Here is a 16,487-nt window from a genome sequence, read left to right as displayed (position 1 = left end):
TAATATTGGTCGGAGAATGGGAGTAGACCACAGCAGATCCTTATGATTGAGAAGGATCTTGTTGTGGTCTTTTTTTATTCACCTGACGAAGAATTGTGCTCGTTATTATGTACAGGAGAGTGAGTGAGGATGACAAAGCCATTTTCAAGCTTATATCGCGGACAATTATTGCGTGATATGGAGATACAGGAATATGATCTGCTGGTGATCGGAGGCGGAATCACTGGGGCGGGAATAGCACTGGATGCACAAGTACGTGGGATAAATACGGCTTTGATTGACATGCAGGATTTTGCTGCCGGGACCTCTAGTCGTTCGACAAAACTAGTGCATGGAGGTTTGCGCTATTTAAAACAGCTGGAATTTAAGCTGGTTGCGGAGGTAGGACGGGAACGGGCCATCGTATATGAAAATGCTCCCCATGTCACTACGCCAGAGTGGATGCTTCTTCCCATGATAGAAGGAGGAACGTATGGTAAATTTGCTACTTCGATAGGCTTACGAGTGTATGACGCATTAGCCGGGGTTAAGAAAAATGAGCGTCGTATCATGCTGAACAAGGAGCAAACCCTAGCAAAAGAGCCGTTATTGGCCAAGGAAAAGCTAAAAGGTGGCGGTTATTACGTAGAATATCGGACAGATGATGCTCGTCTAACGATGGAAGTGATGAAGGAAGCGGTGCGACGGGGAGCAACTGCTATCAATTATGTGAAAGCAGAGGATTTGTTGTATGAGCATGGCAAGGTAGTAGGGGTCGTAGCTATTGACCAAATCAGTGGGGAAAAAATTACGATCCGTGCCAAGAAAATCATTAATGCGGCAGGTCCATGGGTTGATACCATTCGAGAAATCGATGGCTCTAACAAAGGCAAGAGACTACATGTCACCAAAGGTGTTCATATCGTGATTGACAAAAAAAGATTTCCGTTAAAACAATCTATTTATTTTGATACACCGGATGGACGCATGGTGTTTGCGATTCCACGAGATAATAAGACGTACGTAGGAACAACGGATACGAACTATCAGGGGGACATTGCTAACCCCAAAATAACTGTAGAGGATCGAGACTACATTCTTCGTGCGACTAATTTTATGTTCCCATCGCTTGAATTGACAGGAGAGGACGTAGAATCAAGCTGGGCAGGCTTACGTCCGTTAATACACGAGGATGGCAAATCCCCATCTGAGCTTTCGCGTAAGGACGAGATTTTTATGTCCGAATCAAATCTTTTAACAATTGCAGGCGGGAAGCTGACTGGGTACCGCAAAATGGCTGAGAGAATTGTTGATCTACTAGTCGAGCAATTCAAAACAGAAGGTCAAGGGAATTATCCACGTTGTACAACTGATCAAATCCGTTTATCTGGCGGTGATGTAGGTGGTGCCGACAAGTTTGAGTTATTTAAGAAGGACAAGATAAAGGAAGGCATCTCGATCGGCCTATCCGAACAGGAAGCAGAGCAGTTAGTTGCTCGCTATGGCTCAAATGTATCTCGCATTTTCTCACGAATAAGTGAACATGAGGCAGAAAGAGCGGAATCCGGATTGCCTACACATGTTTTTGGACCCCTTATGTATGCGATAGAAGAAGAGATGGCAACGACTCCAGAGGATTTCTTTATTCGTCGCACAGGAGACCTCTATTTTAATATACAGGGGGTTCGAGATTGGAAGGAGCCCGTTATCGCCTATATGGCCCAAAAGCTGGGGTGGAGCAGAGAAGAAGTGAGTAATCATCAGAAACGTCTAGATCAGTTCATACATGATGCCGTTATTCCGATCAGAGAATGATAGAAAGCTCTGTTGTAAGCAAAGAGCTTGGGCAGCAAACGATTCCTTCTTTTGTTATCTAAGGGATTCAGGGTATTTCGAATTACAAAAGGACACCTGGAGTTAGTATAGTTTCATGGACACCTCTTAGTTAAGTTCTTACAATGAACTTATAGGAGATGAGTACGGATGAAACAAAATAGTACAAACAAGAAATACAAGGAAGATTTTAAAAGAACAATTGTAGACCTTTATCATTCTGGTCACAAGGTAAAGAGTTTATCTAGCGAATATGGCATATCAGAAGTAACCATTTATAAATGGGTGAAAGAATTTACTCCTTTCGGAGAAGGAGAAAAAGCCATTACACCAAAAGAAGTTGCTGCTATGCAGAAAGAAATGCTCCGATTGAAGCAAGAAAATGAAATTCTAAAAAAGGCTATGGCCATATTCGCGAAAAAATAGACGCAGCTGAGTTAAACCAATTCATTGAGACGAATAAAGAAAAGCATCCTATCCAGATTATGTGTGAGGTACTAAATATACCAAGGAGCACTTACTACCAGTCCTATAAGAAAGAAGCTTCCCCTCGTGAAAATGAAAACCAGCAGATTACGAAAAGAATCATGCAAATTCACCTGGAAAGTAAGGGACGTTATGGTGCTCCAAAAATTCATTTTCTGCTAAGAAGTGAAGGTATTTCTATTAGTTTGAAGAGAACTCAGCGACTTATGAAAAAGGCAGACATTCGATCAATTACAAGGAAGAAATTCCGCCCGCAATCAAGTAAAGATAGAGTAATAGAAGGACCTAATATACTAGATCAAGACTTTACAACAACCTCTATTAACGAGAAATGGGTAGCAGATATTACCTATATCCATACTCTTCGAGATGGATGGTGCTATTTGGCATCCGTTCTTGATCTACATTCAAAGAAAATTGTTGGATACTCTTTTTCTCAGAATATGACAGTAAGGTTAGCACAAGTCAAGATTTCGCATAGCGTGTTGAGGAATACCACATAATTCACTCATGTAGCAAAAAGGGGTGCCCCTATGATAATGCCTGCATGGAGTCATTTCATGCCATACTGAAAAAAGAAGAAGTAAACCATGTGACGTACATAGATTATAAGTCAGCAAAGCTTGCGCTTTTTACATATCTAGAAGGCTGGTACAATCGCAAACGGATACATGGAGGTTTAGGATACAAAACACCACAAGCAGTAGAAGATTTGCTGAGAAACGCATCCTAGCACTTAACTTTTTTGTGTTCAAGATATTGACTCAGATCCAATGGTTAAGTCAAAAGGTTGCGAGCACATCTTTAATGAAATTATGTAGTCGTTTAGAGGCATACACTGGGATATTAATGAGTCCGGAAGGACTAAATAAGCGATTTAATAGACAAGCCCTACAATTTCTTCAACGAATTTTTTCACACCTTCTATTCAAAAGCTATACGCTGCCGATACAATACTTCATGGTTACGCGACTTTGTTTCATAGAATCCGCATACTAGACTCCACTACTTTTCAGCTTCCGGATATCTTTGCTTCTGCTTATAAAGGATCTGGGGGAAGGTAGCCATACAGCCGGTGTTAAAATTCAGTTAGAATATGACCTTCTTAGTGGACAGTTCCTACACGTTGAAGCAGGACCAGAAAATGGAGAATTTATGAACATATCTGATTACATAATGAAAATAGTGGAATTTAATTATATGATTTTATTTGTGAATATATTCACAAATAAAATATTAACGGGAGGATTTTTATGAAAAAATTTGCAAGTTTATTTCTTGTAGGTGTGTTCCTTTTTTCGAGTACGCAATTTGTTCATGCGTCATCCACAGATGTTCAAGAAAGATTACGGGACTTGGCAAGAGAAGATGAAGCCGGAACCTTTAATGAAGCATGGAATGCTAACTTCAAACCCAGTGATGAACCACAATTCTCTAATAGTCCAACTCAAGGTATTGTTATCTTAGCACCACCTAAAAATGTTATTGGCGAAAGAAGAATTTCACAGTATAAAGTAAATAATGCATGGGCTACATTAGAAGGAAGTCCAACCGAAGTATCGGGGACACCTTTATATGCGGGAAGAAACGTATTAGATAACTCAAAAGGAACAATGGATCAAGAGCTGTTAACACCCGAGTTTACCTATACCTATACGGAAAGCACTTCAAATACAACAACTCATGGATTAAAATTAGGAGTCAAAACCACTGCTACCATGAAATTCCCGATTGCTCAGGGTAGCATGGAAGCTTCTACTGAATATAACTTTCAAAATTCTTCCACTGATACTAAAACTAAACAAGTATCATATAAAAGCCCATCACAAAAAATTAAAGTACCAGCAGGTAAAACCTTTAGAGTTTTAGCATACCTAAATACTGGATCTATTTCAGGTGAAGCTAACCTTTACGCAAATGTTGGGGGTATAGCTTGGAGGGTTTCACCAGGTTATCCCAATGGCGGAGGAGTAAATATAGGTGCTGTACTTACCAAATGCCAACAAAAAGGATGGGGAGATTTCAGAAACTTTCAACCTAGTGGAAGAGATGTAATCGTTAAAGGCCAAGGTACTTTCAAATCTGATTATGGAACGGACTTCATTTTAAAAATTGAAGACATCACAGATTCAAAGTCACGAAACAATAACGGGAGTGGAACTGTCGTTCAAGAGATTAAAGTTCCACTAATTAGAACTGAAATATAGTAAGTCACTTTTTGATTATCCGTCTACTAGGGGTAGCACCACATCGCTATCAAGCTAACAAAAGAAAATACCCCCTAAAATGAAAAAATACGCTATTCTTTCTGTAGAATCATAGGAAAGGATGGCGTTTTTGTATGTCAATTTCTGTCTCTGATGAATTACAACTATTTGCTCAAGAAATTTAAAGCTTCTTATCCCCAAATACGTTACAAGATCTTGCTAAAGATGTTGTTTTTGTGCAACGAACTAGTAAGTACCAAGAGGAGATTTATGTATTCGAGATTTAGGATACTTTTCTCTAAAAGATTTAGACCAGATGGATCAACAAGGGGAAATCATACAATTGTCCGATCTATTTGCACAAGGTGTAAATTTCAAGGAGATTATTAACAAGGAGATTCAAAAACACATCAAGAAGAATGAGAATGCCGAATTCTTCACCTTTACCTCTATCTCAGATACGCAAGGATTTCTGGTCAAGGATGGAAACCTTGTAATTAAGTTCGTCCAGTACGAAATTGGCCCACGTTCTCCTTTTGTTAACTAAAGAAATATATGCTTGTAGGGGGCGTCTACTCTGTAGATACAGCAGAGTGTTATTGCTACCTTTTCAAAACGTAATCTTATTGACTAGAATAGACTTTCTATTGCTGTATGAGGAGGAATAGAGGAACTCAGTATATCTTTTTCACGGTAATTTTTCGGTACATACTATTAAAAATGATAAAAATAATATACATCCTTATATTATTTTTATCATTATTATTTTATTTTACCTTACAAAATTGTAAGGTTTTTTTATATTGACTTAAAAAATAAATTGTAACTATAATAGTTACCTAAGGAGGTAATTAGATGAAAATTTACTAGATATAGCAAAAAAATTATGAATGGAGAATATACAACTATGAAAAAATTAGTATTAACAGGCGTATTAAGTGTTGGAACTTTATTGGGGGCGAATCTTCCAGGATTAGAGATTATAACAGTTAATGCAGCTAACCCTTCTAGTCTTTCTATTGCAGAGAGTAATTCACAACAAACCGAAGACTTTATAATTGGTTCGATCATAGAATCAGATAGCGATTACGGTTATGTTGTTGTTGAGTACATAAACAACGAAGGAAAAAAGGAGAAAGTTGAGGTCATCCTTTCGGTAGGTCACTCCTATAAAGTAGGAGATAAAGTTAAAGTAAGCAATAAGGGAAAATGGGAACATACAAGAATCGCAGGAAATAATGTAGTGTTGGCTTCAGAAGACTCTATTTCTAAAGTTATTGAGAATGAAACTGAAGACTTTATAATCGGTTCGGTTAAAGAATCAGATAGTAATTATGGTTATGTTGTAGTTGAGTACAAAAACAATGAAGGAAAAAAGGAGAAAGTTGAGGTCATCCTTTCGGTAGGTCACTCCTATAAAGTAGGAGATAAAGTTAAAGTAAGCAATAAGGGAAAATGGGAACATACAAGAATTGCAGGAAAAAATGTAGTGTTGGCTTCAGAAGACTCTATTTCTAAAGTTATTGAGAATGAAGCTGAAGACTTTATAATCGGTTCGGTTAAAGAATCAGATAGTAATTATGGTTATGTTGTAGTTGAGTACAAAAACAACGAAGGAAAAAAGGAGAAAGTTGAGGTCATCCTTTCGGTAGGTCACTCCTATAAAGTAGGAGATAAAGTTAAAGTAAGCAATAAGGGAAAATGGGAACATACAAGAATTGCAGGAAATAATGTAGTGTTGGCTTCAGAAGACTCTATTTCTAAAGTTATTGAGAATGAAAAATAAAAAAAATTAAATTACAAGAATTCACTAGGAGTGCCAATAACGTTACTAGGATATTTCTGACGGAATATAATAGTTACTGTGATACCGCTTCTTATATATACGATTATATACAAAGAAAAGCATCTTATTGAGATGCTTTTCTTTTCTAATTAACGGGATAGGGTACCCACAGGAAGAGTAAAGAAGTGTGCACGCCTACCTTTACTATATAATCAGAAACGGGTTTAATCACGATCAGGGGCGTAATAGGCCCCTGCAAGGGGGAAAGAATTGGGAGTGAACATAACTCGCCCGAATCGTCTAGTAAGGCGGTAGTTTTAAATTTCGTGAATATCCGTTTCTATGGTCAATCCCTTGGGGAACTGGCTGATTGGGTAAGGATTGCGAGTGGACAGGAGCCGCAGAATAAGTAATATTTCTTTGATGAAAAAGGAATAAATAATGATAATAAAAGAACAAACGTCCGAATTTAGGTTCGGACGTTTGTTTACGTAATGCTTATATTCGGAATCAAACCTAGGGTTAACCTTTAAATAAGGAACTTTGTTGATTACACTAATTCACTACATATATCATTTTCTATTTATAGTTTTTAAAATAACCATTTACACACAATTAGTATTAGTGTATTATGCATCTAGTACACTGATACTGAGGAGGAAAGAAATGAAAACTGAGTTTTCTCCTAATATCCCGATTTATATTCAGGTAATGGAGTGTATCAAAAAGGAAATTGTAACAGGACGTTTAGCCCCGGGTGATAAAATTCCTGCCGTACGTGAATTAGCGGCTGAATTACAAGTAAATCCAAATACAATTCAACGTACATTTCAGGAGTTAGAACGAGAAGGTATTGCTGAGACACGCAGAGGAACAGGGAGATTTGTAACAACTAATGAAGAAAAAATTACAGAGCTACGTAAAGAAATGGCAAAAGAGTTGCTAGGTAATTTTATAAATGGAATGAACAACTTAGGATTTACGGAAGAAGAAATTCTCTCAATACTCCGGTCCTCTTTGGAAAAGAAAAGGAAGGGAAACGAATGAAAGAGTTATTAAAAATTGAAAATCTATGGAAAAGATATGATTTAAAAACAGTGATTCAAGATGTAAGCTTAACAATATCAGAAGGAAAAATTATCGGTCTTGTTGGTAATAATAGCAGTGGAAAAACGACATTATTAAAAATGATTTCTGGTTTACGCTTCCCTTCTAAAGGAAGTATTACCATTGAAGGTAAGAAGGTGGGCTTAGTAACGAAAGAAATCGTTTCATTTATGCCTGATAGTTCTGTTTTTGAAAAGTGGATGACAGTAAAAGATGCTATGTTTTTCTATCGAGATTTTTATACTGATTTTAATTTACAACAAGCAATGGATTTAATAGCCGAGTTTAAAATACCGCTAGAAGAGAACATAAGCACCTTATCAAAAGGAACAACAGGAATATTACAGCTTATATTAACTTTCTCAAGGAAAGCAAAGTTATATGTATTAGACGAACCATTAGGTGGAATTGATCTTATTTCTAGAAAGCATGTATTAGATTTAATTCTTAACTTTTATCGTGAAAATAGTACCATTCTTATTTCAACTCATTTAATAGCGGAAATTGAAAATATATTTGATGAGGTGATCTTTTTGAAAGACGGCAATATTGTATTGCATGAAAATGTAGAAGAAATTCGTTTTCACCATGGAAAAGCAGTACATGAGTTATTTAAGGAGGTTTTTGAGAAGTGAATCCATTTTTTCGCTATTTATTTAAGTGTAATAGAAAAAAGATTGCCGTTCTTTATTTTGGATTTATTAGTATTTCTTTACTTCTGTCATTTTTAAAAATAAAAGATACAACATTACTATGTATAGGTGGATTTTCTATTCTTTTAATAGCACTGTCGTCTTTCAATAAAACGATTAAAAATTCTATGATTCGCTATACAGATATCTCAGCTCAAAGAAATATATATGCAAATTTATTTTTCTTCACATCTATGTTTATTTTTTTGTTAGTAATAGGTCTAATTTTTTTAAATTATGACTATGGAATCTTCCAACATGTACTCGCTGTTTTTTTATGGGGAACCGATTTCATGAGTATATTAGTCACTTGTTATTTCATCATAGTAATTACAAAACTGATTCCTATAAAGTCAACAATGAGTAAAATGATTTTATTCATCATTTTCTTTGCTATATTTGTAACAATCCAAATATTAGTATTGGATGTTTTAAGTAATGTAATTACTATAAAGAGTACTGGGTTTATAGATGAAAATGGCTTTATTGATGCATCATTGTATCCTAGTGAAGGATTCACTATTTCAGGTTTATGTTTTAATTGCTTGTTCATAATTGTCCTAGCAGCTATTACAGGTCGTATCATCGATAAAAAATTAGAAATATAAAGCTTTCACTTTAAAAGTAGAATGTATTTAGGAGGAAAAATGATAACATCTAATCCAATGCCAAAAAAAGACAATTTTCATAGAGGGGTGTTTTTGCCCATCCCCCGAAAAGGGGGAATAAGAACCTTATAAGGCTCACTTCGTTCAGTCAGGGTAACTCCTAACAACCCTAGATTGTATTTTTACAGTATTCTTTATGTTCCCAAAATTGCAATAGTCATACTGACAGTTGAAAAAATGTGGACATTCATACATTATAATGCGTGCAAAAAAATTTAAGGAGTAAGAATATGAATAATTTTTTAAAATGGGAGCCCAAAGAATCTGATATTCCCTTTTATAATGGCACACCAGTTGAATTGACACAAAAAAATTGGTTGTTGACGTTTGGAGCATTAATCTGCGGTTTTTTATTTTTAACAACAATCAGCCTAACAAAATGGTTGGCAGTTATTTTATTTCCGCTGGTTTTATTTTGTGGATGGAGAACGGCAGCAGGACGCCAAGCATATGCTCTTTTTAGAAAGATAACTTTGAGAGATTTAGGAATGGTACTAGTTTTTCTACCTGTATCTGTAATTGGTTCCGGACTTTTAGCAGTTGTCGTAAATCTATTCTTTCCAGTGAGTGATAATCCGATGATTACGGCAAGTGCTGATGTAGCTAGAACAGCAGCTTCATCAGCAGTCTCAGAATTATTGATTAATAACGGCGTTCACAATTTATTGCAGTTGTTTGGGGAAGAACTTCTTGCGATTTTACCATTTATTGCTGTAATGCAATTTTTCTATAAAAAAGCAAAATTTAGTCGTAAGAAGGCCATGCTCGTTGCCTTGCTAGTATCATCTATTTTATTTGGATTATTACATCTCTCAACGTATGAGTGGAATTTAGTTCAAGTAATTGTTGTTATTGGGTTCGTACGTATTATTCATACTCTTGCGTATATTGTAACGCGAAATTTGTGGGTATCGTTTATTGTCCACTTCTTGCACGATATGATTGGATTCTTATTGGTATTTTTGGTTGTATAATATGCATTGAACCAGTAAAAGGCTATAGTGATTATTGTTGATAGTTTGAAAAATAAGTCACTAATTATGACACTCTTAAGGGGGTGTCTTTTTTTGTGCCTAAAATATGCGAATTCGCATATTTTAGGCACAAAAAAAGCTACTACTGGAGGATGACGGCCAGTAGTAGCTCTAATCCAAGATATTGACTCTAATCTAGACAGGAACTAATAAACGTAATTCAACGGTATATCTGAAAATAATGATTGACAAGTGGGTGCCTCTTTTGATAACATACAAACCACCAAAACGTAATGATTACGATTATCAGTTAGAAATAAAAAACTAATAGAAATGGCTTCATCACTGTAATTGAATTTTTATTTTATCTATTCATTCTGCTAAAGAATAGGAGTTTCATTTATATTTTACTAATGAATAAAATTGTGTGTGAAAATTTTTTAAAAGTGCCATATTTTTTGCGATTTTTAGAAAGAACACTAACATACAAAATATTCATATCAGTCAAAGAAGTTCGTTTAATTTGAGATGTAAATAGGAGGGTGTTAAATTTGGTACAGGAATACGATAATTGGTGGCAAAAAGGGAATACTGGCGATCAGGAGATGGAAGACAGTCACCAAGAAGGATGGAAAAAGGTAATTGAGCTTATTGACATCGATGATGTGAAAAACCGAGATGTTTTGGATTTCGGTTGCAATCAGGGTGGATTTTTAAGGACATTGTATGATACCACGCCCTTTTATAGCGCTTGCGGGATTGATTTAGCTAAAAAAGCGATTGGGGTTGCAAAAGAACGTGTCGATGGGTATCCGATCGAATATTTTCAAACGGGAGATGCTGCTTCATTAGAAAGAAAGTTTCATACGGTGATCAGCACCTCAGTACTATATCTGATTGAAAATATAGATGAACATTTCCGCATGATTTCGAGTGTATTAAATGATGGCGGAGTCTATTATGCTTCTTTTGCTGATCAATCGAAAAATCCTAGCTTCGATTATATGAAAGAAAAGATAGATCAATTTGGAGCAACAAAAATGCAGAACAAGACGCTTTCTGAGGTAGTGGATAGTCTGATCCAAAATGGATTTTCAGTCGAGCTGCTTAAAGAATACACTGAACCTGTATATAGTGTGACGACCAATTATAAAGAATTCTATCTATCGGTTGATGATTATATTTTATCTTGTGAAAATTCTTATCTAATCAAAGCAAGGAAAACAGGAAGTAACGCTTAAAATGATTACGGCACATTGCCAGAAAGCGGTAAAAAAGATCATGTGAAATAAAGGTAGTTAAAATCATAAAGGATACAAGCTCTAGCTTGAGAAAACACGATCGATTATGCGGTACGACTCTATGGTATGTATTTCGTGTACTGCTGAAGATCAATGAATGACCGATTTCCTGAGATCTTACGGCTGTTTGAGCGCTGGCTGCTTGTTCTCAAGTTCGAAGTGTTGCTTTGAATGAATCAACCGATTTCATCCTTGTAGAAAAGCGGTATGGGAAATGGCCGTCCGCCTTGCAAAGCAAAGCTGTGCATCTTGACAGTGCGAGGGTATGAAGTGGCACCATTTGCTTGCTCATCCCCTCGAGTTTTGCTGCGGACAACGACTTTTCCCTGCCCAAGTTTGGTTTGCTGTAAAAAACACACAAAGGGGTACACTTGTTCTTCAGACGATGTTGTCCTTTGAGTAGGAAATGTGAAAGGAATAATGATAACAATGAAAAAAATGTTCGGGATTGTAATTTCTATGCTGGCTGCCATTTCTCTTGTGGGCTGCTCTTCTAATAATCAGGATGCATCAAAAAAAGATGAGAAGGCGACAGTAAATATCGCTATTTCAAACGAGTCAAATGCTCAGCAACTAGATGCCACTTCTTATGATGCAGATATAGCTCTATATGGAGCAGTTTATGAGCCTTTAGTCGAATATGGCGAAAAAGGAGCCTACAAGCCTGGTCTAGCTGAGTCTTGGGAAATATCAGAGGACGGGAAAAAATATGTATTTCATCTAAAAAAGGATGTCAAATTTTCTGACGGCAGCGATGTAAATGCGGAGGCTGTGAAATTTACTATTGATCGAGCAAAAGCAAAGAATGAGACAAGTGATTTACAGACTCTGACAAATTTGAAAAAAATAGAAGTGATCGATGATGCGACAGTTGCAATGCATTTTTCAAAAATTTCCAATCAAGTATTAGCTGAGCTGTGTCAGACTCGTCCATTAAGAATCATGAGTCCGCATTCTGTTGAGGGTGAAAAAGTTGATGGAGCATTCAAAGAGGCAATTGGTACTGGGGCCTTTACTGTGAAGGAAATCTCTGCCGAGCAAGTGCTGATGGAGCCAAATCCATACTATAATCATGGAAATCCAGTGAATTATCAGGTGAATTTCAAGACGATCGAAGATGGAAACTCACGTACTTTAGCGCTTAAAAGCGGCGAGGTCGACGTTGTCGGAGGAACATTAGGCAGTATCACGGATAGTGACATCAATTCATTGAAAAAGGATAAATCTTATAATGTACATAAATTTGAAGGAACGATGTCGCATTTTCTAGCCTTCAATCCTGATAATCAAGTATTGACTTCCACTATCCGTAAAGGGATCGAATTGGCCGTCAACAAGTCTACATTATCGGATAAAAAGCTGGTTGGCTTATTCCAGGAGAACGTTAAATATGTTTCTACGGATAATCAAGAGAACATTCCGTATGATCTTAACAAAGCTAGAAGTATGTTTGAATCAGAGGGCTACGTAGAAAATGCAGAGGGTTATTATGAAAAAGCAAACAATGTGCTTGCCTTTGATCTAGTTATCCAAACAACAGAATTTCCCGAATGGAAAGAACAGGCGGAAATTATTGAAAGCGATTTGAAAAAAGCTGGGGTAAAAGTAAATATCAATATCTTTGATAGTGAAAGCTACTATGATGTTTTATGGAACACGAAAAAGTATGACATGATTTTTTATCGTACCTATACTGATGCACTGCTACCTTATAATTTCTTGAACTCACTTTATCATAATACTGCTGAGGGACATGGAGTTCTTGCAAATGACGCCAAATTGACGAATCTACTAGATGATTTTGCAGTTACAATCCAAGAAAAAAAACAGCAACAGATATTCGGCAATATTTTTAAACGTATTTCTGAAGAAACACTTGCTATTCCAATCGATTACAAAGATGAAAAATTTGTTACTTCAAGCAAAATTTCAGAATTCCATTATTCTGGCTTATCCGATGCACCAATCGATTTTAAAAAACTTGTGGTGAAATAAGATGAATAAAGGGTTTTTTTTCTGGAAAACTCTACGTTTAGTCGTGAGTCTGCTGCTTTTTTCCTTTTTGCTGTACGAGCTTCTCTCCTTTTCGACAGGCGATCCAGCATTAGGTGTTCTCCGAAAGCTGGGGGTCCAACACGTATCCCAAGAAGCAATTGAAGAAATGAGAACAAGGCTAGGGATCGACGGGAACTTTTTGGATCAGTACTTTCGCTGGCTGCTTAATAGTTTAAAGGGGGATTTTGGAGATTCCTTTATGACAAATACACCGGTTTTGCAGATCATTGCAGAAAAAGCTGCGGTCACTTTGAAATTGATCGGAATCTCCCTTGTTATTTGTATTGTTTTTTCTCTAAGTTTGGGAGGCATGATCGGGAATTTTCCTGCTTTGAAATGGCTGAGACAGCTTCTTTCTGTAATTTTGTCGTTTCCTATTTATTGGATCGCTATATTGGCTATCTTTATTTTTGGAGTCCAGCTAAAATGGTTCCCTTTTGTAGGCAGTAGTTCTGGCAGGCATCTCATCTTACCGATATTCGTTATCTGCTTTTCTGAGGGATGTTATCTATCCAAAATGGTAAGTGATTTAATTGTATCTTCAGCAACCAGCGAGCAGCAGATTATTGCCAAGTTTAGGGGGATCAAGTGGTATTATCGGTTTTATTATCAATTGAAGGAATTGTTCGTACCACTGATTTCTCTTTACGGCAATAGCCTAATAAATCTTTTCGGAGGGACGGTTATCGTCGAGATCATATTCAGTATTTCTGGCTTAGGAAAGCTTTTGATGGATGCCATCTCCACGAGAGATTATCCAGTTATTCAAGGAATCACCTTGATCATTGCTTGCGTTATCTTTTTATTGAATTATTTCGTCGATTTATTGATCCAAAAAATTGATATGAGAATACAACTCGATCAAGGGGGAGAATGATGAAGAAGTATATCGTTGTTTTTTTCGCTTGTTGCGTTGTTCTTGCCCTTATCTTCATTCAATTAAAAGACCCTTATGCTATCGAGAAGAGCAATAGTTTGCAAGGGATGAGCTGGAGCCATTGGTTTGGGACAGATTATTTGGGAAGAGATTTATTTAGTCGAACTTTTTATGGCAGCTTCTATTCTTTGCTGCTGGCCATTTGTTCTTTGTTCGGAGTCGTTTTGGTCAGCTTGATACTAGGTGGGATATCAGGTCTTGTTGGTGGGCTGGTCGATTCCAGTATAACGACCTTTGCGGATATTATGATCAGTATCCCATCATTGATTTTGACGCTGGTTTTTACAGGATTCTTTTCAAATTCGATTTTTACTGTAATGGCTGCGCTAATCATAAGTTGGTCAGGCAAGTACATCCGCTATATCCGAAACTTAATTCTGAATATCCGCAAAGAAGAATTCATCCGTTTGGCTCCTTTGAGGGGATCGTATGGAAAGCATACATTGTTTTACCATATCATTCCTAATATTTTTGCAGAATTACTTTCCTTATTTCTAACCGATATCGGCAAAATCATTTTGAGTATCTCTGGACTGTCTTTCTTAGGCATAGGTGTACAGCCGCCAACACCAGAACTAGGAACGATCCTTTTTGATGGAAAAGCCTACTTCTTCGTAGCGCCATGGATATTTATTTTTCCAGGAATCATTTTGAGTGCGATCGTGCTCATAACTCAATTCATCAGCAGCAAAATCAGGAAACGGTGGGGAATAGCCTATGATTGATCTATCCAATTGTTCTGTCTATTTCAAAGGACAAGCACTGCTAAAATCGATCTCACTGTCGGTTTCTAAAGGCGATTTCTTTTGCCTGATCGGTGAAAGCGGGGGTGGGAAAACCTTACTGGGCAAAACGATATTGGGCTTTTTGCCGAAAGAATTTCGTGTCAGCGGCTCCATTCAAAGTGATCGGGAAAAGATGGAGATAATCCTACAGAATCCAATTGGGAGCATGCAAAGCAATGTTCCCGTGGAAACTCAATTTCATCATCTCTTAAAATCCAGAGGTATGAAAAATAGAGAAGAGCGTGAAAAGGAAATGCTTCAAGTTCTAAGCTGGGTAGGTTTTTCCGATCGTTCTAGTTTGCTTGCCAAACGTCCTTTTCAGTTGAGCGGAGGAATGTGCCAGAAAGTGGCACTGGCAATGGCTCTCGTTTCTGATCCGGAGATCATCATTGCTGATGAAGCCACCAGTGCTTTGGATGAACAAAGCCAGGAAACGATTCTAAATCTTCTGCGGGGAATTTACGAGAAAAAGCAAATAACCATCTTTTTTATTACCCACGACTTAACGATCGTGAAGAAATATAGTACGCACGTGGGTATCATAAAAGATGGACGATTGATCGAAGCTGGACCAACAAATCAAGTCCTCAGTAAGCCGAAAGAAAAGTATACAAAGGAGTTAATCGAGATCTTTGAAGGAAAATACTAGTTTATTAAAAATCTCTCAACTGACCAAAACATATGGAAACCAATTGATTTTCAAAAATTTGGATCTTCTCGTTGACACTGGCGAGTGGGTAGGAATAGTGGGTGAAAATGGTGCAGGGAAATCTACTTTAGTTAGGATTATAACGGGATTAGAGAAATATTCCCATGGACAAATTTATTTAGAGGGACGCACTATGACAACTTTTTCTAAGAAGGAGTGGGTCCAGCAGATTCAGTTAGTGACCCAATATACACGGAGAGCTTTGGATCCGACAAAAACAATAAAACAACTATTATTTGAACCGTTAAAGCAGTTCCAGCTTGCCCGCAAAGAGGAATATCTGCCAAAAGTCGAATCGGTGCTTTCTCGTTGCAACTTGTCCGTTGATATACTTGCTAAGAGATCGTTGGAAATAAGCGGAGGCCAATACCAAAGAATCTGTATCGCTTTAGCTTTGCTCGTACAGCCTAAGCTCTTGATTTGTGATGAAGTAACGTCTAGTTTAGACAAGATCAATGAATTGTGGATCATTAAATTATTAAAAGAACAGGAAAATATGGCAGTTCTCTTTATATCACATAATAAGAAGCTTTTAAAAGAAGTTTGTGATCATTCTATTCAGCTAGAAGACTATAAATAAATTAGGGAGAATTTAACTAATCCTGTGTTTTTCAAACCGCTTCTCATCGTGAGTAACTAAGATAACTTATTTCAATGATTTGAACTAAAGGGGCGTGGTTACAAAAAAATAAGCCTTCCTTAAAAAGGGGAAGGCTTATTTGGTTTGGACAGCTGAAAATCCCTTGGAATTATCTTTTCAGGATAATGTATGAAACATTAATGAGTATAGATTGTCAGGATGGAATTCTACCAACATTTGGAATTTGTACGAAAGGAAAGAGAGTTGTAAATTACCTCGGGAGGTGGGAGATCTAAACAAAATTATGAGGTCTTAAAGGAATAGATGGCTTTCCTATACCCTCGTTGAGATCAAGGATTATAGTCTAACACTTTATTATCTCAAGAAG

General features: G+C 36.9%; 14 protein-coding genes and 2 pseudogenes. All 16 read left to right on the top strand.

The annotated features are described in order from the left end of the window. Positions 1–129: 129 nt before the first annotated feature. The 16 genes and pseudogenes from BrL25_RS04125 to BrL25_RS04045 all read left to right on the top strand — a co-directional run bounded on the left by BrL25_RS04125 (position 130) and on the right by BrL25_RS04045 (position 16,099). Entirely contained in the window at positions 130–1,794 is a 1,665-nt protein-coding gene (locus tag BrL25_RS04125; protein WP_018671873.1) for a glycerol-3-phosphate dehydrogenase/oxidase, read from the top strand. A 168-nt stretch (positions 1,795–1,962) separates the two neighbouring features. Then, positions 1,963–3,031, top strand: a pseudogene (locus BrL25_RS04120) (IS3 family transposase). 41 nt (positions 3,032–3,072) lie between these two features. Further along, positions 3,073–3,438, top strand: a pseudogene (locus BrL25_RS25475) (transposase); the annotation flags it as partial. Positions 3,439–3,551: 113 nt separating this feature from the next. Then, positions 3,552–4,505: an ETX/MTX2 family pore-forming toxin gene (locus tag BrL25_RS04110; RefSeq protein WP_099327226.1), complete on the top strand. Its 954-nt coding sequence runs from the start codon at positions 3,552–3,554 to the stop codon at positions 4,503–4,505. A 316-nt stretch (positions 4,506–4,821) separates the two neighbouring features. Further along, the gene (locus tag BrL25_RS04105) at positions 4,822–5,052 is read left to right on the top strand and encodes an RsiV family protein (protein ID WP_018674049.1); all 231 of its coding nucleotides are present in this window, start codon (positions 4,822–4,824) and stop codon (positions 5,050–5,052) included. Positions 5,053–5,412: 360 nt separating this feature from the next. Beyond that, positions 5,413–6,291, top strand: coding sequence for a hypothetical protein (locus BrL25_RS04100; protein ID WP_099327225.1), 879 nt, complete (start codon positions 5,413–5,415; stop codon positions 6,289–6,291). Positions 6,292–6,957: 666 nt separating this feature from the next. Continuing rightward, positions 6,958–7,338, top strand: a complete 381-nt coding sequence (locus BrL25_RS04095; protein WP_018674047.1) for a GntR family transcriptional regulator — start codon at positions 6,958–6,960, stop codon at positions 7,336–7,338. Then, positions 7,335–8,033, top strand: a complete 699-nt coding sequence (locus BrL25_RS04090) for an ABC transporter ATP-binding protein (RefSeq protein WP_018674046.1) — start codon at positions 7,335–7,337, stop codon at positions 8,031–8,033. The genes BrL25_RS04095 and BrL25_RS04090 overlap by 4 nt, the downstream gene beginning before the upstream one ends. Further along, a complete protein-coding gene (locus BrL25_RS04085) occupies positions 8,030–8,698 on the top strand; it encodes a hypothetical protein (protein WP_018674045.1) in 669 nt (222 codons plus the stop codon). Before BrL25_RS04090 ends, BrL25_RS04085 begins: the two co-directional genes overlap by 4 nt. A gap of 290 nt (positions 8,699–8,988) precedes the next feature. After that, positions 8,989–9,732, top strand: a complete 744-nt coding sequence (locus tag BrL25_RS04080; protein WP_018674044.1) for a CPBP family intramembrane glutamic endopeptidase — start codon at positions 8,989–8,991, stop codon at positions 9,730–9,732. Between the two features lie 551 nt (positions 9,733–10,283). After that, complete coding sequence (locus BrL25_RS04075) at positions 10,284–10,973, top strand: class I SAM-dependent methyltransferase (RefSeq protein ID WP_018674043.1); 690 nt, start codon at positions 10,284–10,286, stop codon at positions 10,971–10,973. Between the two features lie 489 nt (positions 10,974–11,462). Then, entirely contained in the window at positions 11,463–13,028 is a 1,566-nt protein-coding gene (locus BrL25_RS04065; protein WP_018674042.1) for an ABC transporter substrate-binding protein, read from the top strand. A gap of 1 nt (position 13,029) precedes the next feature. Further along, on the top strand, positions 13,030–13,965 hold the full coding sequence (locus tag BrL25_RS04060; RefSeq protein ID WP_018674041.1) for an ABC transporter permease: 936 nt from the start codon (positions 13,030–13,032) through the stop codon (positions 13,963–13,965). After that, the gene (locus BrL25_RS04055; RefSeq protein WP_018674040.1) at positions 13,965–14,750 is read left to right on the top strand and encodes an ABC transporter permease; all 786 of its coding nucleotides are present in this window, start codon (positions 13,965–13,967) and stop codon (positions 14,748–14,750) included. The genes BrL25_RS04060 and BrL25_RS04055 overlap by 1 nt, the downstream gene beginning before the upstream one ends. Beyond that, entirely contained in the window at positions 14,743–15,459 is a 717-nt protein-coding gene (locus BrL25_RS04050; RefSeq protein WP_018674039.1) for an ATP-binding cassette domain-containing protein, read from the top strand. Before BrL25_RS04055 ends, BrL25_RS04050 begins: the two co-directional genes overlap by 8 nt. Continuing rightward, positions 15,443–16,099 (top strand): ABC transporter ATP-binding protein, encoded by a 657-nt coding sequence (locus tag BrL25_RS04045; RefSeq protein WP_018674038.1) that lies wholly within the window; start codon positions 15,443–15,445, stop codon positions 16,097–16,099. Before BrL25_RS04050 ends, BrL25_RS04045 begins: the two co-directional genes overlap by 17 nt. Positions 16,100–16,487: the final 388 nt, after the last annotated feature.

Source organism: Brevibacillus laterosporus DSM 25, from assembly GCF_002706795.1.
Taxonomy (GTDB): domain Bacteria; phylum Bacillota; class Bacilli; order Brevibacillales; family Brevibacillaceae; genus Brevibacillus_B; species Brevibacillus_B laterosporus.
The sequence above is the reverse complement of the archived record's forward strand: the minus strand, read 5'-3'. Positions and strand labels throughout refer to the sequence as shown.

Excerpts from the sequence above, each read along its gene's own strand:
- BrL25_RS04110 (WP_099327226.1), top strand. The coding sequence starts at position 3,552 with ATGAAAAAATTTGCAAGTTTATTTCTTGTAGGTGTGTTCCTTTTTTCG.
- BrL25_RS04065 (WP_018674042.1), top strand. The coding sequence starts at position 11,463 with ATGAAAAAAATGTTCGGGATTGTAATTTCTATGCTGGCTGCCATTTCT.
- BrL25_RS04060 (WP_018674041.1), top strand. The coding sequence starts at position 13,030 with ATGAATAAAGGGTTTTTTTTCTGGAAAACTCTACGTTTAGTCGTGAGT.
- BrL25_RS04050 (WP_018674039.1), top strand. The coding sequence starts at position 14,743 with ATGATTGATCTATCCAATTGTTCTGTCTATTTCAAAGGACAAGCACTG.
- BrL25_RS04090 (WP_018674046.1), top strand. The coding sequence starts at position 7,335 with ATGAAAGAGTTATTAAAAATTGAAAATCTATGGAAAAGATATGATTTA.
- BrL25_RS04100 (WP_099327225.1), top strand. The coding sequence starts at position 5,413 with ATGAAAAAATTAGTATTAACAGGCGTATTAAGTGTTGGAACTTTATTG.
- BrL25_RS04105 (WP_018674049.1), top strand. The coding sequence starts at position 4,822 with ATGGATCAACAAGGGGAAATCATACAATTGTCCGATCTATTTGCACAA.
- BrL25_RS04095 (WP_018674047.1), top strand. The coding sequence starts at position 6,958 with ATGAAAACTGAGTTTTCTCCTAATATCCCGATTTATATTCAGGTAATG.
- BrL25_RS04125 (WP_018671873.1), top strand. The coding sequence starts at position 130 with ATGACAAAGCCATTTTCAAGCTTATATCGCGGACAATTATTGCGTGAT.
- BrL25_RS04080 (WP_018674044.1), top strand. The coding sequence starts at position 8,989 with ATGAATAATTTTTTAAAATGGGAGCCCAAAGAATCTGATATTCCCTTT.
- BrL25_RS04055 (WP_018674040.1), top strand. The coding sequence starts at position 13,965 with ATGAAGAAGTATATCGTTGTTTTTTTCGCTTGTTGCGTTGTTCTTGCC.